A 23,609-nucleotide genomic window follows, 5' to 3' on the forward strand; every position below is an offset into this window, starting at 1 on the left:
ATGGATACGCCATGACGCGCAAGCAGCGACGTATGACCATCATCGGCGGCTCGCTTGCCGTGCTCGCGCTCGCCGCCGGGCTGGTGCTCAACGCATTGCGCGACTCCATCGTGTTCTTCTCGACGCCGACCATGGTCGCCGAGAAGCACGTTGCGCCCGGCAAGCGGTTTCGCCTCGGCGGCCTGGTGCAGCCCGGCTCGCTCCAGCGCGGCGACAATCTCGCAGTGACCTTCGAGGTCGCCGACGGCGGCGCAAAGCTTCCGGTCGCCTTCAAGGGCATTTTGCCCGATCTGTTCCGGGAAGGGCAGGGCGTCGTCGCCGAAGGCGCGCTCGACGCCAATGGCGTGTTCAAGGCCGACACCGTGCTCGCCAAGCACGACGAAACCTACATGCCCAAGGACGTCGCCGATGCCCTGAAGAAGCAGGGGCACTGGAAGGATGACTACGGCGCCAAGACTTATGATGGCGTCAAGGCTTCCGATAGCGTCAAGCCCGCGGCCACGACCGCGCAGGGCAATCCGCAGGGAGCAGTGCGGTGATCGCGGAGTCAGGACATTACGCGCTGGTGCTGGCGCTCGGATTGGCACTGATCCAATCCATCGTGCCCCTGATCGGTGCGCGGCTGCGCGATGATGCGCTGATGAATGTGGCGCGCTCCACTGCGCTGGCGCAGCTTCTGTTCGTCGGTGCGTCGTTCATCGCATTGGTGATGCTGCACGTAGAGTCGGATTTCTCGGTCGCGAACGTCTACGAGAATTCCCACTCCATGAAGCCGCTGCTCTACAAGATCACCGGCGTGTGGGGAAACCATGAAGGTTCGATGCTCTTGTGGGTGTCGATCCTCGCACTGTTCGGCGGATTGGTCGCGGCCTTCGGCAACAATCTGCCGCTGTCGCTGCGCGCGCATGTGCTGGCCGTACAGGCGTGGATCGCCAGCGCCTTCTATCTCTTCATCCTGGTGACTTCCAACCCGTTCCTGCGCATCGCCAACCCGCCGATCGAGGGACGCGATCTCAATCCGGTGCTTCAGGACATCGGTCTCGCCGTGCATCCGCCAATGCTCTATCTCGGCTATGTCGGCTTCTCGATCTCGTTCTCCTTCGCGATCGCGGCGTTGCTGGAGGGGCGGATCGACGCCGCGTGGGCGCGCTGGGTGCGGCCGTGGACGCTGGTCGCCTGGATCTTCCTGACCCTCGGTATCGCCATGGGCTCGTACTGGGCCTACTACGAACTGGGTTGGGGCGGCTGGTGGTTCTGGGACCCGGTCGAGAACGCCTCGTTGATGCCGTGGCTTGCCGGAACAGCGCTGCTGCATTCGGCTCTGGTGATGGAGAAGCGCAACGCGCTGAAGGTCTGGACCATCCTCTTGTCGATCCTGACCTTCTCGCTGTCGCTGCTCGGCACCTTCCTGGTGCGCTCGGGGGTCATCACCTCGGTGCATGCCTTCGCGACCGATCCAACCCGCGGCGTGTTCATTCTCCTGATTCTCTGCCTGTTCATCGGGGGCAGCCTGTCGCTGTTCGCGGGGCGCGCGACCTCGTTGAAGCAAGGCGGCCTGTTTGCGCCGATCTCGCGCGAGGGTGCGCTGGTGCTGAACAATTTGCTGCTCACGGTCGCCTGCGCGGTGGTGCTGTTCGGCACGCTTTATCCGCTGGCGATGGAGATGCTCGCCGATTTCAAGATGTCGGTCGGTGCTCCCTTCTACAATCTGACCTTCGCCCCGCTGTTCACGCTGTTGCTGCTCGCCGTGCCGTTCGGGCCGATGCTGGCATGGAAACGCGGCGATCTGCTTGGCGTCACCCAACGTCTGCTCGCGGCCGGCGTTGCCGGGCTTGTCGCCGTTGCCATGGTTTGGGGCTGGGCGCTCGGCGGCAGCGCGCTGGCGCCATTGGCAATCGGACTTGGCGTCTTCGTCATTGCCGGCGCTGCGACGGATCTGGCCGAACGAACCGGCTTGTTCCGCCTGCCGTTCGCGACGACGCTGCATCGTGCCCGCGGTCTGCCGCGCTCGGCCTGGGGCTCGGTATTCGCGCATGCCGGCCTCGGCGTCGCGCTGATCGGAATCGTCTGCGAGACCACCTGGAACAGCGAATATATCGCCACGATGAAGCAGAACGACGTCGCCCATGTCGCCGGCTATGACGTCAAGCTGGACGGCCTGTTTCAGCGCCAAGGGCCGAACTTCCACGAGATGATCGCCGAATTCAACGTCAGCCACGACGGCGAGAAGCTCAGCATGATGACGCCGTCCAAGCGCAGCTTCACCACCCGCGGTTCCTCGACCACCGAGGCCGCGCTCCTGACGCGTGGCGCCAGCCAGCTCTACATCTCGCTCGGCGACGCCACTGCCGAGGGCGCCATTGCCGTGCGCATCTATCACAAGCCGCTGGTGCTGCTGATCTGGTGGGGGCCGGTGCTGATGGCGTTCGGCGGCGTGCTGTCGCTGTCGGACCGGCGCCTGCGGGTCGGTGCGCCAAAACCGGCGCGGGCAAAGCAGCGCCTGCAGCCGGCGGAGTGATCTGATGCGCCGAATGATGGTCGCGTTCGTCGCACTGATGCTGCTGGCCTTGCCTGCGGCGCATGCCGTGCAGCCCGATGAGATCATGTCGGACCCTGTGAAGGAGTCGCGTGCACGCGACTTGTCGCGCGAGCTGCGCTGCATGGTCTGCCAGAACCAATCGATCGACGATTCCGATGCGCCGCTCGCGCGCGATTTGCGGCTCCTGGTGCGCGAGCGCATCGCGGCCGGCGACAGCAATTCGCAAGTGCTCGATTTCCTGGTCGCGCGCTACGGCGAGTTCGTGCTGCTCAAGCCGCGTTTCGAGCGCCAGAACATGCTGCTGTGGCTGCTCGCGCCGCTGCTGCTGCTTGGCGGCGGCCTGGCGCTATGGCTTCAAATCCGCCGGCGCTCGCAAAATGGTGCAGACCTACCGGCTCCGCCGCTCACGCCCGACGAGGAAGCGCGGCTCGCCGCATTGATGGCGGATGAAGCCAAATCGCGCTAGCTACGTTGCTGCGCATCGAGCCGGCACTGCGCGGGCGTTTCTGGAACCTCGTTAAGTTCCTGCCGGTTCAACACTTTCGGCCGCGATAAACTGCCGCATCCGCATCCGCGTTCATTACAAAAGTTTAACCCCGCCGCCAGCGCACGGTAAGGCGGCAGCCCCCATCTTCAGGTCCGTAAGGTGCCGCGTCAGGCGCCAAATGGATTTCAAGGCCCTGGAGATCTCCGCATGACCGACCGTTCCGACCTCTCGAACCTTCCGTCCTACCGGCAGCCCTGCCGATCCGTTTTCTCGGCCCGCAAGATCGCGCTGATGGCCTCGGTCGTCGCCGGCCTCGGCGCCGCCGTCTACGGCTTCGGCACGTCGACCTCGCCGGCCGACCTGTTCTCGAGCCCGGCGCATGCACAGGTCAACAACGAGGTCCGCAAGGTCGAACGCCCGATCGGTTTCGCCGACATCGTCGAGCGCGTGAAGCCGTCGGTGATCTCGGTGAAGGTCAACATCAAGGAAAAGACCGCGAGCAATGATGATGGCGATGACGCGCAGTCGCCGTTCCAGCCGGGCTCGCCGATGGAGCGGTTCTTCCGCCGCTTCGGCGGTCCGGATGGCATGCCGGGCCTGAAGGGTGGTGGCGGTCGTGGCCGCGTCGTGCAGGGCCAGGGCTCCGGCTTCTTCATCTCGGCTGATGGCTTCGCCGTGACCAACAACCACGTGGTCGACGGCGCCGACAAGGTCGAGGTCACGACCGACGACGGCAAGACCTACACCGCCAAGGTGATCGGTACCGATCAGCGCACCGACCTCGCCTTGATCAAGGTCGAGGGCAGCTCGAACTTCCCGTTCGCGAAGCTTGCCGACGGCAAGCCGCGGATCGGTGACTGGGTGCTCGCGGTCGGCAACCCGTTCGGCCTCGGCGGCACCGTGACTGCCGGCATCGTTTCGGCCAGCGGCCGCGACATCGGCAACGGCCCCTACGACGATTTCATCCAGATCGACGCGCCCGTGAACAAGGGCAATTCCGGCGGTCCGGCCTTCGACACCAACGGTGAGGTGATGGGCGTCAACACCGCGATCTACTCGCCCTCCGGCGGCAGCGTCGGCATCGCGTTCTCGATTCCCGCGAGCACAGTGAAGAGCGTGGTGGCGCAGCTCAAGGACAAGGGCTCGGTCAGCCGCGGCTGGATCGGCGTGCAGATTCAGCCGGTGACATCCGACATCGCCGACAGCCTCGGCATGAAGAAGGCCGAAGGCGCGCTGGTTGCCGAGCCGCAGGCGAATGGTCCGGCGGCCAAGGCCGGCATCGAGTCCGGTGACGTGATCACGTCGGTCAACGGCGAATCGGTCAAGGACGCCCGCGAGCTCGCCCGTACCATTGGCGGCCTGGCGCCCGGCGCGACCGTGAAGCTCAACGTGCTGCACAAGGGCCAGGACAAGGTGGTGAACCTCACCCTCGGCCAGCTGCCGAACACGATCGAGGCCAAGGCCGACATCGACAAGGACAGCGGCAAGGGCGCGAGCCGCGGCACCGACGTGCCCAAGCTCGGCATGACCGTGGCGCCCGCCGATTCCGTGGCCGGCGCCGGCAAGGAAGGCGTCGTGATCACCGAGGTCGATCCGAAGAGCGCGGCTGCCGAACGCGGCTTCAAGGAAGGCGACGTGATTCTCGAAGTCGGCGGCAAGAGCGTGAGCACCGCCGGCGAAGTCCGCGACGCCATCAACACGGCGCGGACAGACAACAAGAACAGCGTCCTGATGCGAGTGAAGAGCGGCGGCCAGTCGCGCTTCGTCGCCGTGCCCATCGCCAAGGGGTAACGAAGGGCCCGGCCTCAGGACCTCCGAGATGAAGGGTGTCGCCGGCATCAGTCGCCCCCGCCGACGGCGCCCTTCGGGGGAGCAGCGCAACGTTTGCTTCCCCTGTCTACCTTCCGGTGGAATACGCCCCCCTCCGTCGGAAGGCCTAGGGCGGTGAAGTCCCCCCAGCTTCACCGCCCGCCTTTTTCTCCATGCCAGAGTCTCTCACTCGGCTTGCATGCGATTGCCGCTCGCGCCATGTTTAGAGAAGGTTCACTCCCTTGACCGTTGCCGAACGCACGATGCGCCTCCTCATCATCGAAGACGACCGCGAATCCGCCGACTACCTCGTGAAGGCGTTTCGCGAGGTCGGGCACATTGCCGACCACGCCGGCGACGGCGAGGAAGGCCTCGCCATGGCCGAGAACGGCGACTACGACGTGCTGGTGGTCGACCGCATGCTGCCCAAGCGCGACGGCCTATCGGTGATCGGCGCGCTTCGCGACAAGGATGATTCGACACCGGTGCTGATTCTCTCCGCGCTCGGCCAGGTCGACGACCGCATCAAGGGCCTGCGCGCCGGCGGCGACGACTATCTGCCGAAACCCTATTCCTTCGCCGAGCTGTTGGCCCGGGTCGAGGTGCTGTCGCGCCGCCGCGGAGGTCCGGCCGAGGACACGCTGTACCGGGTCGGCGATCTCGAGCTCGACCGGCTCTCCCACCGCGTCGCGCGCGGCAAGGACGAGCTGACGCTGCAGCCGCGCGAATTCCGCCTGCTCGAATATTTGATGAAGCATGCGGGTCAGGTGGTGACCCGCACCATGCTGCTGGAGAACGTCTGGGACTATCATTTCGATCCGCAGACCAACGTGATCGACGTGCACATTTCACGGTTGCGTTCCAAGATCGACAAGGGTTTTGAGCGGCCGCTGCTGCACACGATCCGCGGCGCGGGATACATGATTCGTGACGGCATTCGGTAAACTCGTCCGCACCACGGCATTCCGGCTGACGCTGGTCTATTTGCTGTTGTTCGCGATGTTCGCGGCCTCGCTGCTGGCCTATTTCGCCTGGAATACGCGGCGGCTGATCACCGAGGAAATCACGCAGACGGTCAATGCCGAGACGTCTGAGATCAACGAGATCTACGGCCGCCGCGGCTTGCGCGCTCTCGTGCTCGCGATCGAGTACCGGGCGCTGCGGCCGGGCGCCAACCTCTATCTGGTGACGACGCCGACCGGCCAGTCGATCGCCGGCAATGTCGGCTCGCTCGCGCCCGGCGTGATGGCGACGCGCGGCTGGTCCGAGACCGCCTACCGGCGGATCGAGGATGCCGATGATCGGGACCATCTTGCGCTCGTCCGCGTCACCGAATTGGAAAACGGCTTCCGGCTTCTGATCGGACGCGATCTGGCCGAGCGGCGACGGCTGTTCGGCATCGTGGCGAAGGCCGCGCAATGGTCGATCCTGATCGTCGTGGTGCTCGGCCTTGGCGGCGGCATCTTCGTGGCGCGCAGGGTGCTCAGGCGCATCGACGCGATGAGCGGCACCGCCCATCGCATCATGACGGGCGATCTCAGCGAACGCCTGCCTGTGGGGCGCAGCGGCGACGAGCTCGACCGCCTCGCCGAAAACCTCAACGCGATGCTGGAGCGGATCGAGGCGCTGATGGCGGGGCTGAAGGAGGTCTCCGACAACATCGCACACGACCTCAAGACGCCGCTGACGCGCCTGCGCAACCGCGCCGAGGAGGCGCTGGCGAAATCCGGCGGCGAGGCCGACTACCGCGCCGCGCTGGAGCGGACCATCGAGGAATCGGACGGGCTGATCCGCACCTTCAACGCGCTGCTGATGATCGCGCGCGCCGAGTCCGGGCAGGCGCGCGGCAACATGGATGATTTCGACGCGGCCGATGTCGCCAACGGCATTCACGAGCTCTACGAGCCACTGGCCGAAGACGATGGCATGACCTTGAAGGTCAGGTGCGAGCCGACCCCGGTCCACGCCAACCGCGAATTGATCAGCCAGGCCCTCGCCAATCTTGTCGAGAATGCGATCAAATACGGCAAGCCGGCCGCGCAGCCGGCGGGAACTGTGGTCAGCATGGAGGGCAGGCAGATCACGATCGAATCGAGGCGCGAGGGCGATCAAGTGCTGCTCAGCGTCACCGATCGCGGTCCCGGCATCCCCGAAGCCGACCGCAAGCATGTGGTGGAACGATTCGTGCGGCTGGAAGCGAGCCGCACGCTGCCTGGATCCGGCCTCGGCCTCAGTCTCGCCTCCGCGGTCGCGACATTGCATGGCGGTGAGTTGAGGTTGGGTGACGCCCAGCCCGGTCTTGTCGCCACGCTGGTGCTGCCGGCGCGCGCGGGGGCTGGCGACAGGGTTGCTCCGCCAATGCAGGATGTGCCACAGAAGGTGGCATGAACCATTCCGCGCCGGGAAACGCGGACAAGCATGGTGAGAGACTTGCCGCGCGCTTTGCGGAGGCTCCCCATATTGCCGCTTCCGTCACCGACCAAGGACGTTTTGAAAGCTGGCTGGCCGAGCTCGAGCCCGCGCAATTCACTCGTCTTGAAGCGCTGCTGGCTCACCGCTTCGCGCGGGACATCCTGGCCGGCATCGCGGAATTCTCGCCTTATCTGTTTGAGCTGCTGCGCGCCGATCCGCAGCGTCTGATCCGGCTGCTGGAATGCGATCCGGATGCGCATCTCGCCACGCTGGTCGCGGAGGCGAACGGCGCGGTGCTCGCGGCATCCGACGAAGCCGAGGTGATGCGGCTGCTGCGCCGCATGAAGGCGGAGGCCGCGCTCCTGATTGCACTGTGCGACATCGGCGGGGTCTGGCCGGTGATGCGGGTGACCGCAGCGCTCACCGATGTCGCAGTGTCCTCGGTGCGGGCGGCGCTTCAATACCTGCTGCGGCAGGAAGCCGCACGCGACAAGCTCTCGCCGCCCAATCCCGAGGCGCCGGAGGAGGGCTGCGGGCTGATCGTGCTTGCGATGGGCAAGATGGGCGCAGGCGAGCTGAACTATTCCAGCGACATTGATCTCATCGTGTTTTTCGATCCCGACAATACGACGCTCGCCGCCGATATCGAACCCCAGCCATTCTTCGTGAGGGTGACGCAGGGGATTGCACGCATTCTCCAGCAGCGCACCTATGACGGTTACGTCTTCCGCGTCGATCTGCGCCTGCGTCCCGATCCATCCTCGACGCAGGTGGCGATTTCGCGCGACGCCGCGCTGAATTATTACGAGCGGGAAGGGCGCACCTGGGAGCGCGCCGCGATGATCAAGGCGCGCGCCTGCGCCGGCGATCCCAGGGCGGGCGAGGCGCTGCTCGCGGAGATCGCGCCCTTCGTCTGGCGCAAGCATCTCGACTTCGCCGCGCTTGCCGACGTTCACGACATGAAGCGGCAGATGCAGACCTATCGCGGCCAGAGCGAGGTCGCAGTCGAAGGCCATAACGTGAAGGTCGGGCGCGGCGGAATCCGCGAAATCGAGTTCTTCGCCCAGACCCAGCAATTGATCGCCGGCGGCCGGCATCCCGAACTGCGCGTGCGGCCGACGCTCGCCGCACTCGGCGTGCTTGCTTCCAGCAACTGGATCACGATTGCGGCGCGTGACGAGCTGACCACGGCGTACCAATTCCTGCGCCGGGTCGAGCATCGCCTCCAGATGATCGCAGACGAGCAGACCCACACACTGCCCGAGGACAAGGAGGCGGTCGAGCGTTTCGCCTGGTTCTTCGGCTATCCGGATCGCGAGGCCTTTGCCCGCGACCTCTTGCGCCAGCTCGAGATCGTCCAGGGCCACTACGAAAAACTGTTCGAGGGCGACGATCCGACCGGCACGGCCAAGCTGCCGGCGCTCGACTACGGTGCGGGTCCCGAGGATCCGCGGCTGCTTCAGTATCTGGCCACGCTCGGCTTCAAGAAGCCTGCCGCCGTCGCGCAGACCGTGCGTGACTGGATCACCGGCGAGTACCGCGTGTTCCGCGTTGAGGCGACGCGAAACGCATTCGTCGAATTCGTGCCGGCCCTGATCGACGGTCTCGCTCATGCCGAGGAGCCGGATCGAGCCGTCGTGGCGTTCGACCATTTCCTTGGAGCGCTTCAGCGCGGCGGCCGGCTGATCACGCTGCTCGGCCAGAACCGCGATCTCGTTGCGCTCGTGGCCCTGGTGCTGGGCGCGGCGCCCCGGCTCGGCGAGATGCTGGCGCGGCAGCCGCAGCTCATGGACGGCCTGATCGATCCGCGCTTCTTCGGCGCCATGCCCGACCGGCAGGAATTGTCGGGGCGGCTTGCGACCACCGTGCAGGATGCCGGCTCTTACGAAGAGTTCCTCGACCGCCTGCGCCTGTTCGGGCAGGAGAGCCTGTTCCTGATCGGCACGCGCATTCTCTCCGGCACCGTCTCGGCGCAGCAGGCGAGCACGGCCTTTGCCGACGTCGCCGAGGGCATCGTCCATACCGTGCATGGTCTCGTCGCCGACCGCTTCGCCGCCCAGCATGGCCGGATCAAGGGGCAGGAGAGCGCAATCATCGCAATGGGCCGGCTCGGCAGCCGCGAGATGACCGCGTCGTCGGATCTCGACCTGATCCTACTTTACGATTTCGACAGCGACAATCCGGACTCCGACGGTGCGAAGTCACTGCAAGGTGCACATTACTTCGCCCGCTTCACCCAGCGCCTGATCAGCGCGTTCACGACGCGCACCAATTACGGGGTGCTTTACGAAATCGACATGCGGCTGCGCCCCTCGGGGCGTGCCGGCCCTGTGGCCTCGAGCCTCGTCTCGTTCGCGGACTACCAGGCCAACGAGGCCTGGACTTGGGAGCACATGGCGCTGACGCGCGCGCGCGTCGTGTCGGCTTCGCCCGAATTCCGGGAGCGGATCGAACACGTCATCCGCGACGTCCTGACCCGTCGCCGCGATCCCGCAATCACCGCCAACGACGTTGCCGACATGCGGCGTGCGATTGCTCAGGAGAAGGGCGAGGCCGATTGCTGGGATCTCAAATATGCCGCCGGCGGCATGGTCGACATCGACTTCATCGCGCAATATCTCCAGCTAGTGCATGCGCACGAGAAACCGGAGATTCTCGACGTCGGCACCACGCAGGTGCTGGACAATGCATGCAGGCTCGGCGTGCTCGCGCAATCGGAGACCGAGATATTGCGTGCCGCGGCGCGGCTCTATCACGACCTGACGCAGATCCTGCGGCTCTGCGTCAGCGACCGGTTCAAGCCGGAAACCGCCGGCACCGACCTCTTGCGCGTGATGGCACGCGCCGGCGACGCGCCGCATTTCTCCTCGCTGGAGGCGCGCGTGAAGGAGACGCAGAGCGAGGTGCGGCGTGTCTTCAGGGCGCTGCTGGAAGGGACGTCGTCGGCTTCAGCGAGGTGAGCGCCTCCCGCACATTCGGCTCAAGACCCACGCCGCCGGCATCGAGATGGGCGAAGATCGCGCGCTTCATCCGCGGGTCCCAGAATTTCTTGATGTGGTCGGCGATCCCCGGCACGGCCTTGTCGTGGCCCTGGCTCCGAAAGAACGTGCCGATCTGGTTGGCCATGTAGATCAAGCGGTCAGGCGACATCAGCAACCTCCGTGGCATGACAGGCGACAACCCGGCCGCCATGCGAAAACACTTCGAACCCGTCCTGGCGGGCAATGGCAATCAGCGTGATGCCGGCGGCCTCAGCGGTGCGCACTGCGAGCGCGGTCGGCGCGGAGACGGCGACCACCACCGGCGCGCCGATGGCGGCCGTCTTCTGTACCATCTCGACCGAGACGCGGCTCGTCAGCAGCACGATGCCGCCGCTTGCAGCCGTACGGCTGCGCGCCAGCGAACCGGCAAGCTTGTCGAGCGCGTTGTGACGGCCGACATCCTCGCGCAGCGCGACGATACCGCCGGCAGGAGACCAGAACGCGGCGGCGTGAACGGCGCGTGTTTGCAAATTGATCGATTGTAGCGGTGCGATGGTCTGCATCGCCGCCATGATCTGCTCTGCCGTAAACGTCTGTCCCTGCGGCACGACGGCCGCAGGCCGCACGGCTTCGGCCATCGAGTCGATGCCGCAAATGCCGCAGCCGGTCGGGCCGGCGATGTGGCGGCGGCGCTCGCTGATTCGCGCGGCATTTTCCGGTGCCAGCCACATGCGCAGCTCGATGCCGTCGTCGAGGCGGACTATTTCGAGCGACTTGACGTCATCGACGGATCTGATGATGCCTTCGTCCAGGCTGAAGCCGACCGCGAAATCTTCGAGGTTCTGCGGCGTCCCCATCATGACGGCGTAGGTGCCGCCATTGTAGGTCAGCGCCAGCGGCGTCTCCTCCGGAATCAGCCGCGCTCCTTCGGACGCGACACCGTTGCGCCAGATCTCGCGGTCGATGGCCTGGACCGGTACGTGCATGCCGCTACTCCGCGGCCTCGGCCGGCGCGATACGGCGGGAATGCCGCGCCTGTGCGTCGTAGGCCTTCTGCCAGTCGGACGGGCCGTTCGACGGCGAGATCTGCACCGCCGTGACCTTGTATTCGGGGCAGTTGGTTGCCCAGTCCGAAAAGTCGGTCGTGATGACGTTGGCCTGCGTGTCCGGATGGTGGAAGGTGGTGTAGACGACGCCCGGCGCGACGCGATCGGTGATCTCCGCACGCAGCGTGGTCTCGCCGGCGCGGCTCTTCAGCCGCACCCAGTCCCCGTCGCGCACGCCGCGCTGTTCGGCATCGTGCGGATGGATCTCCAGCCGATCCTCGGCATGCCAGACTACGTTCTCGGTGCGCCGGGTCTGCGCGCCGACATTATACTGGCTGAGGATGCGGCCTGTGGTGAGCAGCAGCGGATAGCGCGGGCCGGTGCGTTCGTCGGTCGCGACATATTCGGTCACGACGAACTTGCCCTTGCCGCGGACGAAGCCGTCGATATGCATCACCGGCGTGCCCTCGGGCGCCTTGTCGTTGCAGGGCCACTGCACCGAGCCGAGCTCGTCGAGCTTGGCATAGGAGACGCCGGCGAAGGTCGGGGTCAGCGCCGCGATCTCGTCCATGATCTCGGAAGGATGGCTGTAGGTCATCTCGAAGCCCATGGCCCGGGCGAGGCCGATGGTGACCTCCCAGTCGGCAAGCCCGTTCTTCGGCGTCATCACCTTGCGGACCCGCTGGATGCGGCGCTCGGCGTTCGTGAAGGTGCCGTCCTTCTCGAGGAAGCTCGAGCCCGGCAGGAACACGTGGGCGTAGTTCGCGGTCTCGTTCAGGAAGAGGTCGTGGACGATGACGCATTCCATCGCCGAGAGTGCTGCCACCACATGCTTGGTGTTGGGATCGGATTGCAGGATGTCCTCGCCCTGCACGTAAATCCCCATGAACGTGCCTTCGACCGCGGCGTCGAACATGTTGGGAATGCGCAGGCCCGGCTCGGGGTTGAGCTTGACGTTCCACAGCGCTTCGAACTGGTCCCGCACGGCGTCGCCCGAGATGTGGCGATAGCCGGGCAGCTCGTGCGGGAACGAGCCCATGTCGCAGGAGCCCTGCACGTTGTTCTGGCCGCGCAGCGGGTTCACGCCGACACCCGGACGGCCGATATTGCCCGTGGCCATCGCAAGGTTGGCGATCGCGATCACGGTGGTCGAACCCTGGCTGTGCTCGGTCACGCCGAGACCGTAATAGATCGCGCCGTTGCCGCCGGTGGCGTAGACGCGCGCTGCTTCGCGCAGATCCTTCGGATCGACGCCGGTGAGGATGGCAGTGGCTTCCGGGCTGTTGTTCGGCTGGGCGACGAACGCCGCCCATTCCTCGAACTCGCTCCAGTCGCAGCGTTCGCGCACGAAGGTTTCGTCGACGAGGCCTTCGGTGACGATCACATGCGCCAGTGCCGTCATCACCGCAACGTTGGTGCCGGGCATCAGCGGCAGGTGCAGCGCCTTCACATGCGGCGATTCCACCATCTCGGTACGGCGCGGATCGATCACGACCAGCTTGGCGCCCTGGCGCAGCCGCTTCTTCAGGCGGGAGGCGAACACCGGATGGGCCGAAGCGGGGTTGGCACCGATGATGACGACGACGTCGGTGTCCTCGACCGAGTCGAAATCCTGCGTGCCGGCAGAGGTACCGAACGTGGTCGAGAGGCCATAGCCGGTCGGGGAGTGGCAGACGCGGGCGCAAGTGTCGACATTGTTGTTGCCGAAGCCGGCGCGGATCAGCTTCTGCACCAGATAGGTTTCTTCATTTGTGCAGCGGGACGATGTGATGCCGCCGATGGCGTCGCGGCCGTATTTCTTCTGGATGCCGCGCATCCTGTCGGCGGCAAACGAGAAGGCCTCGTCCCACGACACTTCGCGCCAGGGATCCTCGATCCGCTCGCGGATCATCGGGTTGAGGATGCGTTCCTTGTGGTTGGTGTAGCCCCAGGCGAAGCGGCCCTTGACGCAGGAATGGCCGCGATTGGCCTTGCCGTCCTTGTACGGCACCATGCGGACGAGTTCCTCGCCGCGCATCTCGGCCTTGAAGGCGCAGCCGACGCCGCAATAGGCGCAGGTGGTGACGACCGAATGTTCGGGCTGGCCGATCTCGATCACGGATTTCTCGGTCAGCGTCGCTGTCGGGCAGGCCTGCACGCAGGCGCCGCAGGAGACGCATTCGGAGCCGAGGAAGCTCTCGCTCATGCCCGGCGACACGCGGCTGTCGAGGCCGCGGCCGGAGATCGTGAGCGCGAAGGTGCCTTGCACCTCCTCGCAGGCGCGGACGCAGCGCGAGCAGACGATGCACTTGGAGGGATCGTAGGTGAAGTACGGGTTGGACTCGTCCTTTGGCATCCAGGCGGCGTTGATCTCGCCGTGGGATTTCGCGAAGACGTGGTTCTCCCCCTCGTAGCCGTAACGCACGTCGCGAAGGCCCACGGCGCCGGCCATGTCCTGCAACTCGCAATCACCATTGGCACCGCAGGTGAGGCAGTCGAGCGGATGGTCGGAGATGTAGAGCTCCATCACGCCCTTGCGCAGCTTCTTGAGCCGTTCGCTCTGGGTGTGCACGATCAGGCCGGACATGACAGGCGTGGTACAGGACGCCGGCGTGCCGGCGCGGCCTTCGATCTCGACGACGCAAAGGCGGCACGAGCCGAACGCGTCGACCATGTCGGTCGCGCAGAGTTTCGGGATCTGATGGCCGGCGTCCATCGCCGCCCGCATGATCGAGGTGCCCTCGGGCACCGTGACCCGGTTGCCGTCGATGGTCAGCGTCACCATCGTTTCCGATTTCGAGCGCGGCGTACCGAAGTCGATTTCTTCGATCAGAGACATTGTCGTCCTCCTATTCCGCGGCCTGAAGCGTGGTCGGGGCCGGGACGAAATCCTCCCGGAAGTGCTTCAATGCGCTGAGCACGGGGTAGGGCGTGAAGCCGCCGAGCGCGCAGAGCGAGCCGAATTTCATGGTGTTGCAGAGGTCTTCGACGAGTGCGAGGTTTTCGCTCACGCGCTCGCCCTTGATGATCTTCTCGATGGTCTCGACGCCGCGGGTCGAGCCGATCCGGCACGGCGTGCACTTGCCGCAGGATTCGATGGCGCAGAATTCCATGGCGAAACGCGCCTGCTTGCGCATGTCGACGCTGTCGTCGAACACGACGATACCGCCGTGGCCGATCAGGCCGTCGCGCGCGGCGAAGGCCTCGTAGTCGAACGGCGTGTCGAACAGCGCGCGAGGGAAGTAGGCGCCCAGGGGGCCTCCGACCTGTACCGCGCGGATCGGGCGGCCCGTGAACGTGCCGCCGCCGATGTCGTCGACGAGCTCGCCGAGCGTCACGCCGAAGGCCGTCTCGAACAGCCCGCCGTGGCGGATGTTGCCGGCGAGCTGGATCGGCATCGTACCGCGCGAGCGACCCATGCCGAAATCGGCATAGGCCTTGGCGCCTTCGGCCAGGATGAAGGGGATGGCGGCGAACGACAGCACGTTGTTGATGACGGTCGGCTTGCCGAACAGGCCGTGATGCGCGGGCAGTGGCGGCTTTGCGCGCACGATGCCACGACGGCCTTCTAGGCTTTCCAGCAGCGAGGTCTCTTCGCCGCAAACGTAAGCGCCGGCGCCGACGCGCACCTCGAGATCGAAGCTGTGCGCGGAACCACCGATGTTCGCGCCGAGATAGCCGCCGCGCTTCGCAGCCTGGATGGCCGCGTTCATCGCCTCGACCGCGTGCGGATATTCGCTGCGGATGTAGATGTAACCCTTGGTCGCGCCGACGGTGATGCCGGCGGTCGTCATGCCCTCGATGACGAGGAAGGGATCGCCTTCCATGATCATGCGGTCGGCGAAGGTGCCGCTGTCGCCTTCGTCGGCGTTGCAGACGATGAACTTGCGATCCGCTTTCGCCTGCGCGACCGTCTTCCACTTTATGCCGGTCGGGAAGCCTGCGCCGCCGCGGCCGCGCAGGCCGGACGCCGTCACTTCATTGAGGATGGCTTCCGAGCCGAGCGACAGCGCGCGTTCGAGGCCCTTGTAGCCGCCATGGGCGCGGTAGTCATCGAGCGAGCGCGGGTCGATCACGCCGCAGCGCGCGAAGGTGAGGCGGGTCTGGCGCTTGAGCCAGGGGATCTCGTCGGTGGCCCCGAGCCGCAGCAGATGCGGCGTGTTGCTCGCGAGCGCGTCGAGCAGGGAGGGCACATCGGTCTCGGTCACAGGGCCGAACGCGATCCGGCCCTGCGGCGTCGCGACCTCGACCAGCGGCTCGAGCCAGTACAGGCCGCGCGAGCCGGTTCTGACGATCTCGACGGCAATGCCACGCTTGGCTGCGACCTGCTCCAGCGCCAGCGCGACCTCGTCGGCGCCGACCGCAAGCGCACCCGCATCGCGAGAGACATATAGACGGATGCTCATCGCTGCGCCTCCGCCACAAGCGCGTCGATGCGCTTCTCGTCGAGCCGGCCGATGAGTCGGCCGTCGAGCATCGCGGACGGCGCGGTTGCGCACAGTCCGAGGCAGTAGATCGGCTCCAGCGTGACGCGATCATCGGCCGTGGTGCCGCCCAGCAACACGCCGAGCTTCGCCTCCGCACGCGCAGCCAGCGCGTCGCCGCCCGCCGCCTGACAGGCCTCCGCGCGGCAGAGTTTCAGCACATGGCGGCCGGCCGGCTTGTGGCGGAAATCATGATAGAACGTGAACACGCCATGCACTTCGGCGCGCGACAGATTGAGTGCGTGCGCCACCATGGGAATGGCCGCCGCCGGCACGTAGCCGAACGCCTCCTGAAGCGCGTGCAGGATCACCAGCGTCGCGCCTTCCTGCCCGCTGCGTTCGGCGATAATCTCGGCGCCGCGCGTTTCGTCCCAAGGCTCAAAAACCGTTGTCATTCTTCGTTCTCGACCAGAGCGTCTGCTGATCGCAAACTATTTGGAATCGTTCGAAGATCAATAAAGCTGTCTCATGCTGCGATTGCGGATTCAGATCGATTTGCGACGGCAATCACTCGATTTGAATTTGCGATTGGAGCCGTCCGCCGGGCGGTTTTTGCGTGTTGGGAAGGGGCGGGCATGCTAGCTTGTATGCCACCACACAATCCGAGGGGATGACCGGTTGCTCGACAAGCTTGAACTGCTGCTGGCGCTGGCGAAGGAGCGGCATTTCGGCCGGGCCGCCGAAATGTGCGGCGTGACGCAACCGACGATGTCGACCGGGCTGAAGCAGCTCGAGGAGATCCTCGGCGTGATGCTGGTCCAGCGCGGCTCCCGCTTCCAGGGTTTTACGCCGGAAGGCGAGCGGGCGCTGGATTGGGCGCGCCGGATCGTCGGCGATGCCCGCGCGATGCGTGACGAGATCAACGGGCTGAAGCATCAGCTCTCCGGCGAGATCCGTATTGCCGCGATCCCCACCGTGCTCGGCATGGTCGCTGCGCTGACGACGCCGTTCCGCGCCAGGCACCCCGAGGTGCGCTTCAGTATCCGCTCCACGACCTCGTCCGAGGTGCTGGGATTGCTCGAGAATCTCGAGGTGGATGCGGGGCTGACCTATATCGAGAACGAGCCGATCGGCAAGGTGCGCACCATCCCGCTCTACAGCGAGAGCTATCGTCTGCTCACCGCGCCGGATGGAATGTTCGGCGATCGCGAGACGGTGACGTGGCAGGAGGTCGGGCAGGTGCCGCTGTGCCTGCTGACGCCCGACATGCAGAACCGCCGCATCATCGACCGCGCGTTACGTTCGGTCGGCGCCGAGGCGACGCCGACCTTGACGTCGAATTCGCTGCTCGTGCTGTTCACGCATGTGAAGACGGGGCGCTGGGCCAGCGTGATGCCGGCCAAGCTCGCCGAGACGCTCGGCCTGTCCGATACGGTGCGCTCGATCCCGATCACCGATCCCGATGTCAATTACAGCATCGGCATGGTGATCCCGCAGCGTGATCCGATGACGCCGCTGATCGCGGCGCTGGTCAACGTCGCGCGGGAAGTCGCGCCGTCGCTGCAATCGTAGCATTCAGGCCGCGGCCGATATTCCTGATGCCGACTTGATCGCGTCGCGGGGCAGGGTGACGCGCACGACGGTGCCGACCTCCAGCTTGGAGCGCAGCCGCATCGAGCCGCCATGAAGCTGCGCGAGCGAGCGGGCGATCGCGAGGCCCAGTCCCGAGCCGTGATAGGTCTTCGTGAGCTGGCTCTCGACCTGCTCGAAGGGGCGGCCGAGCCGCGCCAGTGAATGCGGCGCGATGCCGATGCCGGTGTCGGCGATCATCAGCACGATCCTGTCGTCGAGCTGCCGGCTGCGCACCACGATGCGTCCGCCGTCGGGCGTGAACTTCACGGCGTTGGAGAGCAAATTGACGATGATCTGTTTGGTGGCGCGGCGGTCGGCGACGACGGAGATGGATTTCGCGATGTCGGCGTCGAGCGTCAGGTGCTTGTCCTGCGCGCGGCCGGTGACGACCCGCAGGGATTCCGCCAGAGTCTGCGCCAGGTCGAGCTCTTCCATGTCGAGCTTCATGCGGCCGGCCTCGATCTTGGACATGTCGAGGATGTCGTTGATGACTTCGAGCAGGTAATGCCCGCTGGTCAGGATATCGTGGCAGTATTCCTGGTACTTCTCCGAGCCGAGTTCGCCGAACATGCCCGAGCCCATGATCTCGGAGAAGCCGATGATCGCGTTCAGCGGCGTGCGCAGCTCGTGGCTCATATTGGCAAGGAATTTCGACTTGGTCTGGTTGGCTTCCTCGGCGCGGGTCTTCTCGCGCTGATATTTCTCGGCGAGATCGGCGAGTTCGCCCGCCTGGCGCTCCAGGGCTGCCTGCGAGCGCTTGAGGTCGATGACGGTGGCGCGCAGGCGTAGATCGTTGTCGACCAGCTTCTGCTCGTGCTCCTTGATGCGGGTGATGTCGGTGCCGACCGAGACGTAGCCGCCGTCCTTGGTGCGGCGCTCGCTGATGTGCAACCAGCTGCCGTCGTCGAGCTGCGCCTCGAAGGTGCGCGCGCCGGGGCCCTGGCTCGCCGTCTCGTTGTGTCGGGTGCGGACTTCGGGCATGCGGCCGACCTCGAGCACGGTCTCGTAGGAGGTGCCGGGGATGACGGCGCTGTCGGGCAGCTTGTGCAGGCGCTGGAAGTGCGAATTGCAGAGCACCAGGCGGTCGCTGGCGTCCCACAGCACGAAGGCTTCGGGAATGGTCTCGATCGCGTCGCGCAGGCGCAAATCGGCTTCGACAGTTCGCTCGGCGAGGCTCTTCTGCTCGGTGATGTCGACGGCGATCCCGATCAGGTGAACGCTGGAGTCCGTCGCGCCGCTGGTCTTTTCGCAGCGGACGCGCAGCCAGATCCAGTGGCCGTCGACATGCTGCATGCGGAAGGTCTGGTCGATGTGGTCGATCTTCTCGGAGATGAGCTGGTCGGCGATCTCGAACAGGTCGATGTCGTCGGACTTCACCAGCGCGTTGACCTCGCCGAAGGTGAGGAGCTCGTTGCGGCCGTCGAGGCCGAGCATGGAAAACATCGACTGTGACCAGAAGATGCGGCCGCGCGACAGGTCCCAGTCCCACAGCCCGCAGCGGCCGCGGTTGAGCGCGGTGTCGATCCGGCCGCGCACGGCGTCGTTGATCAGGTCGCCCTCGCGGGCACGGGTGGACTGCCAGTGGAAGGCGAAGCCGAGGATCAGGACGACGAAGCCGGTGGTGGCCGACAGCGTGACCGACAGCGCGGCGTCCGAGCCCCAGATCGGCTCGTTGCGCTCCTGGATCACGGTGACGAAGCCGGGCAGCGACTTGATCTGCCGCGAGGTCGCCATCGCGGCGTTGCCATTCGGCAGCGTCATGTCGGAGATGTTGCCGTCGCGCGGCGGCGCCGCCAGCAGTTGCGCCGTCGTGATTGCGTCGAGCAGGCGGTCGTTGCCCGAGGGATCGCTGTCGACCGGGATGCGGGCGAGGATGCGGCGGTCGAGTCCGGCCGAGGTGACGATGACGTGCCGGCCCGAGGCGGTGCCCCAGGATGGAATGAGGTCAGGCAGCAGCGCCGGCAGGCTCTCGATGTTCTTCAGCCGCTCCTGTCGCGCGGAGGTGAGGCGGTCGATGCGCTCGGCGAGCAGGTCGGCGAGCGCCGAGATGTCGTGGCGGATCACCAGACGCTTCTGGCGCGTCTGGTCGACGACCTGCACGAACGCGCCGAGGCAGATCGTGATCAGGAACGCGATGATGAGCGTCGGCACGGCACGGCGCAGCGCAGGCTCCGCGATCAGGAGCCGATGATAGGCAGGTTTCGCGATCGATTGCGCCAATCCTTTGATCGAATCGGATTGGACGCACGCGTTCGCGGCGTCTGCACGCGACATGCCTAAAGCCCCCTGGAACCTGCTTGCAACTTGATTTTGGAAGCAGCCCCACATCGCTTCCGAATCAAGGTCGATTTGAATCCAGATTTCGCGGGCTGTCGAGAGTCAACGAATCGTTAACGCGAATTTATTCTTATCCAACGCGCAGTTTGTGCGTCGCGCGTCCGCAAACTTACGTGCGCGGCGAGTCCGAAACGAGAACGTGTGACTCCTCGCACATTCTCTGTCACGCACGCGGCGGTTCGGCATGACTGATGACGCGCTTCACGCTCGGGAACGCGCGCCGCAACGCGCGCTCGATCGCGTCGACATGTTCGTGCACCCTGATCACGCTCATCGACGGCTCGGCGCGGCAGTGGAAGTTGACGATTTCGCCGGCGTCGGTGTTGCGGACGCGGACATTGTGGATGTCGTGGATCTCGCCGCCGGCGGCATACTCTGTCAGGGCGGCGGCGATGGCCTGCACCCGTTCCGACGCGGCATCGACCCCGAACGGCAGTTCCGGTTCCAGCGGCTCGATGTGGACGTCGACTTCGACGTCCGCGCCGAACTCTTCCTGGATGTTGCGTTCCAGCGTGTTGGCGACCTCATGGGCGGCGTCGAGCTGCATCCCGGCGTCGACCTCGAGGTCGATGCTGACGATCAGCTTGGCGCCGAGATCGTGCACGGTGACGTGGTGGATGGCGAGGCCCGAATTGTGGGCGATGACCATGATGCGGTCGCGCACGGTCTCGTTGTCGCGCGCCACGGGGACTGCGGTGAAGGTGAGGTCAGTATCGCCGAAGGCCTTCTCGACGGCTGCTTGCGCGTTGCGCTTGATGTCCTCGACCCGGTCGATGGGGTAAGTCCGCGGCACCTTTGCGATCGTGTCGATAAACGTGGTGGCACCGACCATGCGCACGCGGAGCCGCTCGATGTCGATCACACCCGGTACGCTGCGGATCGCGGCCGTGGCCGTCTCATGCGCGCCTTCCGGGGCGCGGTCCACCAGCGTCTGCACGGTCGAGCCGGCCATGCGTAGGCCGAGCAGGGCGATCATCACGGCCACCGCGGCGGCGGCAGCCGCGTCGCCCCACCAGAAGCCGAGACCGGCGAGGATCAGGCCCACGATCACGGCGAACGAACCCATCACGTCGGAGGCGAAATGCAGCGCATCGGCGGCGAGCGCCTGGCTCCTGGTCTCCCGTGCGGCACGGTGCAGGGCACGGGCGCGCCAGAAATTGACGGCGATGTCGATCACCAGCACGACGAAAGGGACGGCGGAGATCGTCGGCGGCGCAACTCCCTCTCGGAGATGGCTGTAGGACTGGACCAGGATTCCGCCGGCGAGCACGTAGAGCAGGGCGGTCACGCCCAATGCCGAGACACTTTCGAGTTTGCCGTGGCCGTAATGATGCTCTTCATCCGCCGGCTTGTCGGACACCCGCACCACCGCCCAGGTGATGATGGTGGCGACCAGGTCGATCGAGGAATGCAGCGCCTCGGAAATCAGCGCTAGCGAGCCGATCGCGATCCCGACCGCAAACTTCGCCGCCGCCATGCCGCCACTGGCGAAGATCGAGATCGCTGCGACCGAGGTCTTGTTGTGTTGGGAGCTCATGGCGGGGGATTTAGCAGGCCACGGGTGAACATCAAGCGACGATCCACAGGCGTAGACGCTAGTGAGTTGCAGGAGCGGGATCCCCCGGTTTGGTAGGGTGGGCAACGGCGCGGAGCGCCGCGCCCACCATCTTTCGGGGACGCTGACGCATGGTGGGCACGCTTCGCTTTGCCCACCCTACTAGACCTAGGTCTTTGGCCTCAGGAATGTTACGGCACCGTCACGACGATCTTGCCGAGATGCTTGTTGGCCTCCATGTGCTCGAATGCCTTGTCGATGTCGTCGAAGGCAAACACCTTGTCGATCGGCAGCTGCAGTTTTCGCGACTCGACCGCGCCCCAGATGTCCTTCTTGACCTCGTCGAAGATCTCGCGGACCTCCTCGATGGTGCGGGTGCGGAAGGTGACGCCGACATAGTCGATGCGGCGGGCCGCGTGCAGGTCGAAGTTGAAATCGGCATGGGTGCCGCCGAGCCGGCCGACATTGACGATTCGACCCTTGACCTTGGTCGCCGCGAGGTTCTGGTTGGCGACCTTGCCCGAGACCTGGTCGACGATGAGGTCGACACCTTCGCCGTTCGTCGCCTTCAGCACCTCGTCGATCCATGAGGGGTCGGAGGAGTCGACCGCGAGGTCGGCGCCATACTCCTTCAGTCGGCCGCGGCGGGCGGCATCGGTCGAGGAGCCGATCACGAGTCTCCCGCCCTTGAGCTTCGCAATCTGCATCGCCATCAGGCCGACGCCGGAGCTTGCGCCCTGGATCAGCACGGCCTGCCCGGGCTGCACGCCGCCGATGGTGACGACGGCGTTGTGCATGGTCGCGAGCGCGACGGGCAGGGTGGCGGCTTCCTCGAAGTTCATGTTCGAGGGCGCGCGGAACAGCCGGCCGTGATCGGCCAGCGTATATTCGGCAAACGCCGCGCCGCCCGAGCCCATGATGCGGTCGCCGACCTTGACGCCCTTGGCATCCGGTCCGAGTGCGGCGACCTCGCCGGCCCATTCCATGCCGAGCACGGTGCCGGCGCCGCCGGCCGCGCCATGGGCGTGGCCCTTGCGCATGCCGGTGTCGGCGCGATTGAGTCCACAGGCGCGGACCCGGACCAGCACCTGCGTGCCTTCAGGCTTTGGTTGAGCGACGTCGGAAATTGTAGCGCCGCCAGGGCCGTAGACATAAGCCTTCATGTATTGCTCTCGCTTCTTGCAGTGATTATTCCGCAGCCTGCGCTGTAGGATGAACGATCATGCCTTCGAGCCGGCTGCGGATGATGGCCTCGGCTTCGCGCACGATGCGGGAGATCAGCTCGGCGCAGGTCGGGATGTCCTGGATCAGGCCCTGGACCTGGCCCGCTGACCAGATGCCTTCATCCGAGTTGCCGGTCGCGTAGACCATCTTGCCGCGGGCGCCCGCGACGAGCTCGCGGATATCCTCGAACTTGGCGCCTTCCTTCTCCATCGCAACGACCTTGGTCGAGATCTCGTTCCTGGCGACGCGGGAGGTGTTGCGCATGGTGCGGAAGATCAGCTCGGTCTCGCGCTCGTCATTGGCGACGATCTTCTCCTTGATGAGCTGATGAATGGGGCTCTCTTTGGTCGCCATGAAGCGCGTGCCCATGTTGATGCCTTCGGCGCCCAGCGCCAGTGCGGCGACGAGGCCGCGGGCGTCGGCAAAGCCGCCGGAGGCGATCATCGGGATCTTGATCTTGTTGGCGGCGGCCGGGATCAGGATCAGGCCGGGGGTGTCGTCCTCGCCGGGATGACCGGCGCATTCGAACCCGTCGATCGAGATGGCGTCGACGCCCATACGCTCGGCCGAGAGCCCGTGACGGACGCTGGTGCATTTGTGCACGACCTTGACGCCGTGCTTCCTGAACTCGTCGACGTGCTCCTGCGGCTTGTTGCCGGCAGTTTCGACCACCTTGATGCCGCTCTCGATGATAGCGGCGCGATATTCGGCATAAGGCGGCGGCTTGATCGCGGGCAGGATGGTGAGGTTGACGCCAAACGGCTTGTCGGTGAGATCGCGGCAGCGGGCGATCTCCTTCCTGAGGTCCTCCGGTGTCGGCTGGGTCAGCGCCGTGATGAAGCCGAGCGCTCCGGCATTGGCGACGGCGGCGACCAGCTCGGCGCGCCCGACCCATTGCATGCCGCCCTGGACGATCGGGTGCTCGACACCGACGAGCTTGGTGAACCGTGTCTGCAGCATGGTCTGTTTCCTCCGCCTGTGTGGCGCTCTGTTATCGTTTGATGGCGGCAGGATGCCGCCCGGGTCGGCAAAAGTCTATTGGAAGGGCGTGCGGTGGAGGCGGGGCGATCATGCGGGGAGCGGGGGGATTCCGTGAGGCGGATAATTGAGGTGGTAGCACCGGGTGGCGCGAGGGTTTTTGTGCGCCGCTGCTTCAACACCGACGGAGGATGAGGAGCTTTCGG

At 65.7% G+C, this 23,609-nt stretch carries 17 protein-coding genes; 8 read left to right on the top strand and 9 right to left on the bottom strand.

What is annotated here, in order from left to right; translation table 11 throughout:
* The first annotated feature begins 11 nt into the window (after positions 1-11).
* The 7 genes from ccmE to IVA75_RS37400 all read left to right on the top strand — a co-directional run bounded on the left by ccmE (position 12) and on the right by IVA75_RS37400 (position 10,207).
* Positions 12-539 carry a cytochrome c maturation protein CcmE gene (gene ccmE / locus IVA75_RS37370; RefSeq protein WP_247288840.1) on the top strand — a complete coding sequence of 176 codons (528 nt, stop codon included), beginning with the start codon at positions 12-14 and terminating at the stop codon, positions 537-539.
* Positions 536-2,518, top strand: a complete 1,983-nt coding sequence (locus tag IVA75_RS37375) for a heme lyase CcmF/NrfE family subunit (protein ID WP_247288842.1) — start codon at positions 536-538, stop codon at positions 2,516-2,518. Before ccmE ends, IVA75_RS37375 begins: the two co-directional genes overlap by 4 nt.
* 4 nt (positions 2,519-2,522) lie before the next feature.
* Entirely contained in the window at positions 2,523-3,005 is a 483-nt protein-coding gene (locus IVA75_RS37380) for a cytochrome c-type biogenesis protein (RefSeq protein WP_247288845.1), read from the top strand.
* A gap of 228 nt (positions 3,006-3,233) precedes the next feature.
* Positions 3,234-4,817 (top strand): Do family serine endopeptidase, encoded by a 1,584-nt coding sequence (locus IVA75_RS37385; protein ID WP_247288846.1) that lies wholly within the window; start codon positions 3,234-3,236, stop codon positions 4,815-4,817.
* Positions 4,818-5,098: 281 nt separating this feature from the next.
* Complete coding sequence (locus IVA75_RS37390; protein ID WP_035963061.1) at positions 5,099-5,779, top strand: response regulator transcription factor; 681 nt, start codon at positions 5,099-5,101, stop codon at positions 5,777-5,779.
* Positions 5,763-7,223, top strand: a complete 1,461-nt coding sequence (locus IVA75_RS37395; RefSeq protein ID WP_027569126.1) for an ATP-binding protein — start codon at positions 5,763-5,765, stop codon at positions 7,221-7,223. The genes IVA75_RS37390 and IVA75_RS37395 overlap by 17 nt, the downstream gene beginning before the upstream one ends.
* Positions 7,220-10,207: a bifunctional [glutamine synthetase] adenylyltransferase/[glutamine synthetase]-adenylyl-L-tyrosine phosphorylase gene (locus tag IVA75_RS37400; protein WP_247288847.1), complete on the top strand. Its 2,988-nt coding sequence runs from the start codon at positions 7,220-7,222 to the stop codon at positions 10,205-10,207. Before IVA75_RS37395 ends, IVA75_RS37400 begins: the two co-directional genes overlap by 4 nt.
* On the opposite strand, the gene IVA75_RS37405 is transcribed toward IVA75_RS37400, so the two are convergent.
* The 5 genes from IVA75_RS37405 to IVA75_RS37425 are packed head-to-tail and all read right to left on the bottom strand — an operon-like array spanning position 10,164 to position 16,132.
* Entirely contained in the window at positions 10,164-10,397 is a 234-nt protein-coding gene (locus IVA75_RS37405; RefSeq protein ID WP_219680856.1) for a formate dehydrogenase subunit delta, read from the bottom strand. The two genes, IVA75_RS37400 and IVA75_RS37405, sit on opposite strands and share 44 nt — an antisense overlap.
* Positions 10,387-11,214, bottom strand: a complete 828-nt coding sequence (fdhD, locus tag IVA75_RS37410) for a formate dehydrogenase accessory sulfurtransferase FdhD (protein WP_247288848.1) — start codon at positions 11,212-11,214, stop codon at positions 10,387-10,389. Before fdhD ends, IVA75_RS37405 begins: the two co-directional genes overlap by 11 nt.
* Positions 11,215-11,218: 4 nt before the next feature.
* Positions 11,219-14,092, bottom strand: coding sequence for a formate dehydrogenase subunit alpha (gene fdhF, locus IVA75_RS37415; protein ID WP_247288849.1), 2,874 nt, complete (start codon positions 14,090-14,092; stop codon positions 11,219-11,221).
* Positions 14,093-14,102: 10 nt separating this feature from the next.
* Positions 14,103-15,659: an NADH-quinone oxidoreductase subunit NuoF gene (locus IVA75_RS37420; RefSeq protein WP_247288850.1), complete on the bottom strand. Its 1,557-nt coding sequence runs from the start codon at positions 15,657-15,659 to the stop codon at positions 14,103-14,105.
* A complete protein-coding gene (locus IVA75_RS37425; RefSeq protein WP_247288851.1) occupies positions 15,656-16,132 on the bottom strand; it encodes a formate dehydrogenase subunit gamma in 477 nt (158 codons plus the stop codon). Before IVA75_RS37425 ends, IVA75_RS37420 begins: the two co-directional genes overlap by 4 nt.
* Positions 16,133-16,355: 223 nt before the next feature.
* Here IVA75_RS37425 and IVA75_RS37430 point away from each other — a divergent pair, with 223 nt between their 5' ends.
* Positions 16,356-17,249, top strand: coding sequence for a LysR family transcriptional regulator (locus IVA75_RS37430; RefSeq protein WP_247288852.1), 894 nt, complete (start codon positions 16,356-16,358; stop codon positions 17,247-17,249).
* Between the two features lie 3 nt (positions 17,250-17,252).
* Here the strand turns inward: IVA75_RS37430 and IVA75_RS37435 are convergent, their stop codons facing one another.
* The 4 genes from IVA75_RS37435 to IVA75_RS37450 all read right to left on the bottom strand — a co-directional run bounded on the left by IVA75_RS37435 (position 17,253) and on the right by IVA75_RS37450 (position 23,385).
* Entirely contained in the window at positions 17,253-19,583 is a 2,331-nt protein-coding gene (locus IVA75_RS37435) for a PAS domain-containing sensor histidine kinase (protein ID WP_027569134.1), read from the bottom strand.
* Positions 19,584-19,809: 226 nt separating this feature from the next.
* Positions 19,810-21,183, bottom strand: coding sequence for a cation-efflux pump (locus tag IVA75_RS37440; protein WP_027569135.1), 1,374 nt, complete (start codon positions 21,181-21,183; stop codon positions 19,810-19,812).
* A gap of 209 nt (positions 21,184-21,392) precedes the next feature.
* Positions 21,393-22,364: a zinc-binding dehydrogenase gene (locus IVA75_RS37445; RefSeq protein ID WP_247288854.1), complete on the bottom strand. Its 972-nt coding sequence runs from the start codon at positions 22,362-22,364 to the stop codon at positions 21,393-21,395.
* Positions 22,365-22,389: 25 nt separating this feature from the next.
* Positions 22,390-23,385 carry a nitronate monooxygenase gene (locus IVA75_RS37450; protein ID WP_007593350.1) on the bottom strand — a complete coding sequence of 332 codons (996 nt, stop codon included), beginning with the start codon at positions 23,383-23,385 and terminating at the stop codon, positions 22,390-22,392.
* Positions 23,386-23,609: the final 224 nt, after the last annotated feature.

Source organism: Bradyrhizobium sp. 134 (assembly GCF_023074155.1).
Lineage (GTDB): Bacteria > Pseudomonadota > Alphaproteobacteria > Rhizobiales > Xanthobacteraceae > Bradyrhizobium.

What these genes read in the sequence shown, in the direction of transcription:
- ccmE (WP_247288840.1), top strand. Translation starts at nt 12, where the DNA reads ATGACGCGCAAGCAGCGACGTATGACCATCATCGGCGGCTCGCTTGCC.
- IVA75_RS37380 (WP_247288845.1), top strand. Translation starts at nt 2,523, where the DNA reads ATGCGCCGAATGATGGTCGCGTTCGTCGCACTGATGCTGCTGGCCTTG.
- IVA75_RS37385 (WP_247288846.1), top strand. Translation starts at nt 3,234, where the DNA reads ATGACCGACCGTTCCGACCTCTCGAACCTTCCGTCCTACCGGCAGCCC.
- IVA75_RS37390 (WP_035963061.1), top strand. Translation starts at nt 5,099, where the DNA reads ATGCGCCTCCTCATCATCGAAGACGACCGCGAATCCGCCGACTACCTC.
- IVA75_RS37400 (WP_247288847.1), top strand. Translation starts at nt 7,220, where the DNA reads ATGAACCATTCCGCGCCGGGAAACGCGGACAAGCATGGTGAGAGACTT.
- IVA75_RS37405 (WP_219680856.1), bottom strand. Translation starts at nt 10,397, where the DNA reads ATGTCGCCTGACCGCTTGATCTACATGGCCAACCAGATCGGCACGTTC.
- fdhD (WP_247288848.1), bottom strand. Translation starts at nt 11,214, where the DNA reads ATGCACGTACCGGTCCAGGCCATCGACCGCGAGATCTGGCGCAACGGT.
- fdhF (WP_247288849.1), bottom strand. Translation starts at nt 14,092, where the DNA reads ATGTCTCTGATCGAAGAAATCGACTTCGGTACGCCGCGCTCGAAATCG.
- IVA75_RS37420 (WP_247288850.1), bottom strand. Translation starts at nt 15,659, where the DNA reads ATGAGCATCCGTCTATATGTCTCTCGCGATGCGGGTGCGCTTGCGGTC.
- IVA75_RS37425 (WP_247288851.1), bottom strand. Translation starts at nt 16,132, where the DNA reads ATGACAACGGTTTTTGAGCCTTGGGACGAAACGCGCGGCGCCGAGATT.
- IVA75_RS37435 (WP_027569134.1), bottom strand. Translation starts at nt 19,583, where the DNA reads ATGTCGCGTGCAGACGCCGCGAACGCGTGCGTCCAATCCGATTCGATC.
- IVA75_RS37440 (WP_027569135.1), bottom strand. Translation starts at nt 21,183, where the DNA reads ATGAGCTCCCAACACAACAAGACCTCGGTCGCAGCGATCTCGATCTTC.
- IVA75_RS37445 (WP_247288854.1), bottom strand. Translation starts at nt 22,364, where the DNA reads ATGAAGGCTTATGTCTACGGCCCTGGCGGCGCTACAATTTCCGACGTC.
- IVA75_RS37450 (WP_007593350.1), bottom strand. Translation starts at nt 23,385, where the DNA reads ATGCTGCAGACACGGTTCACCAAGCTCGTCGGTGTCGAGCACCCGATC.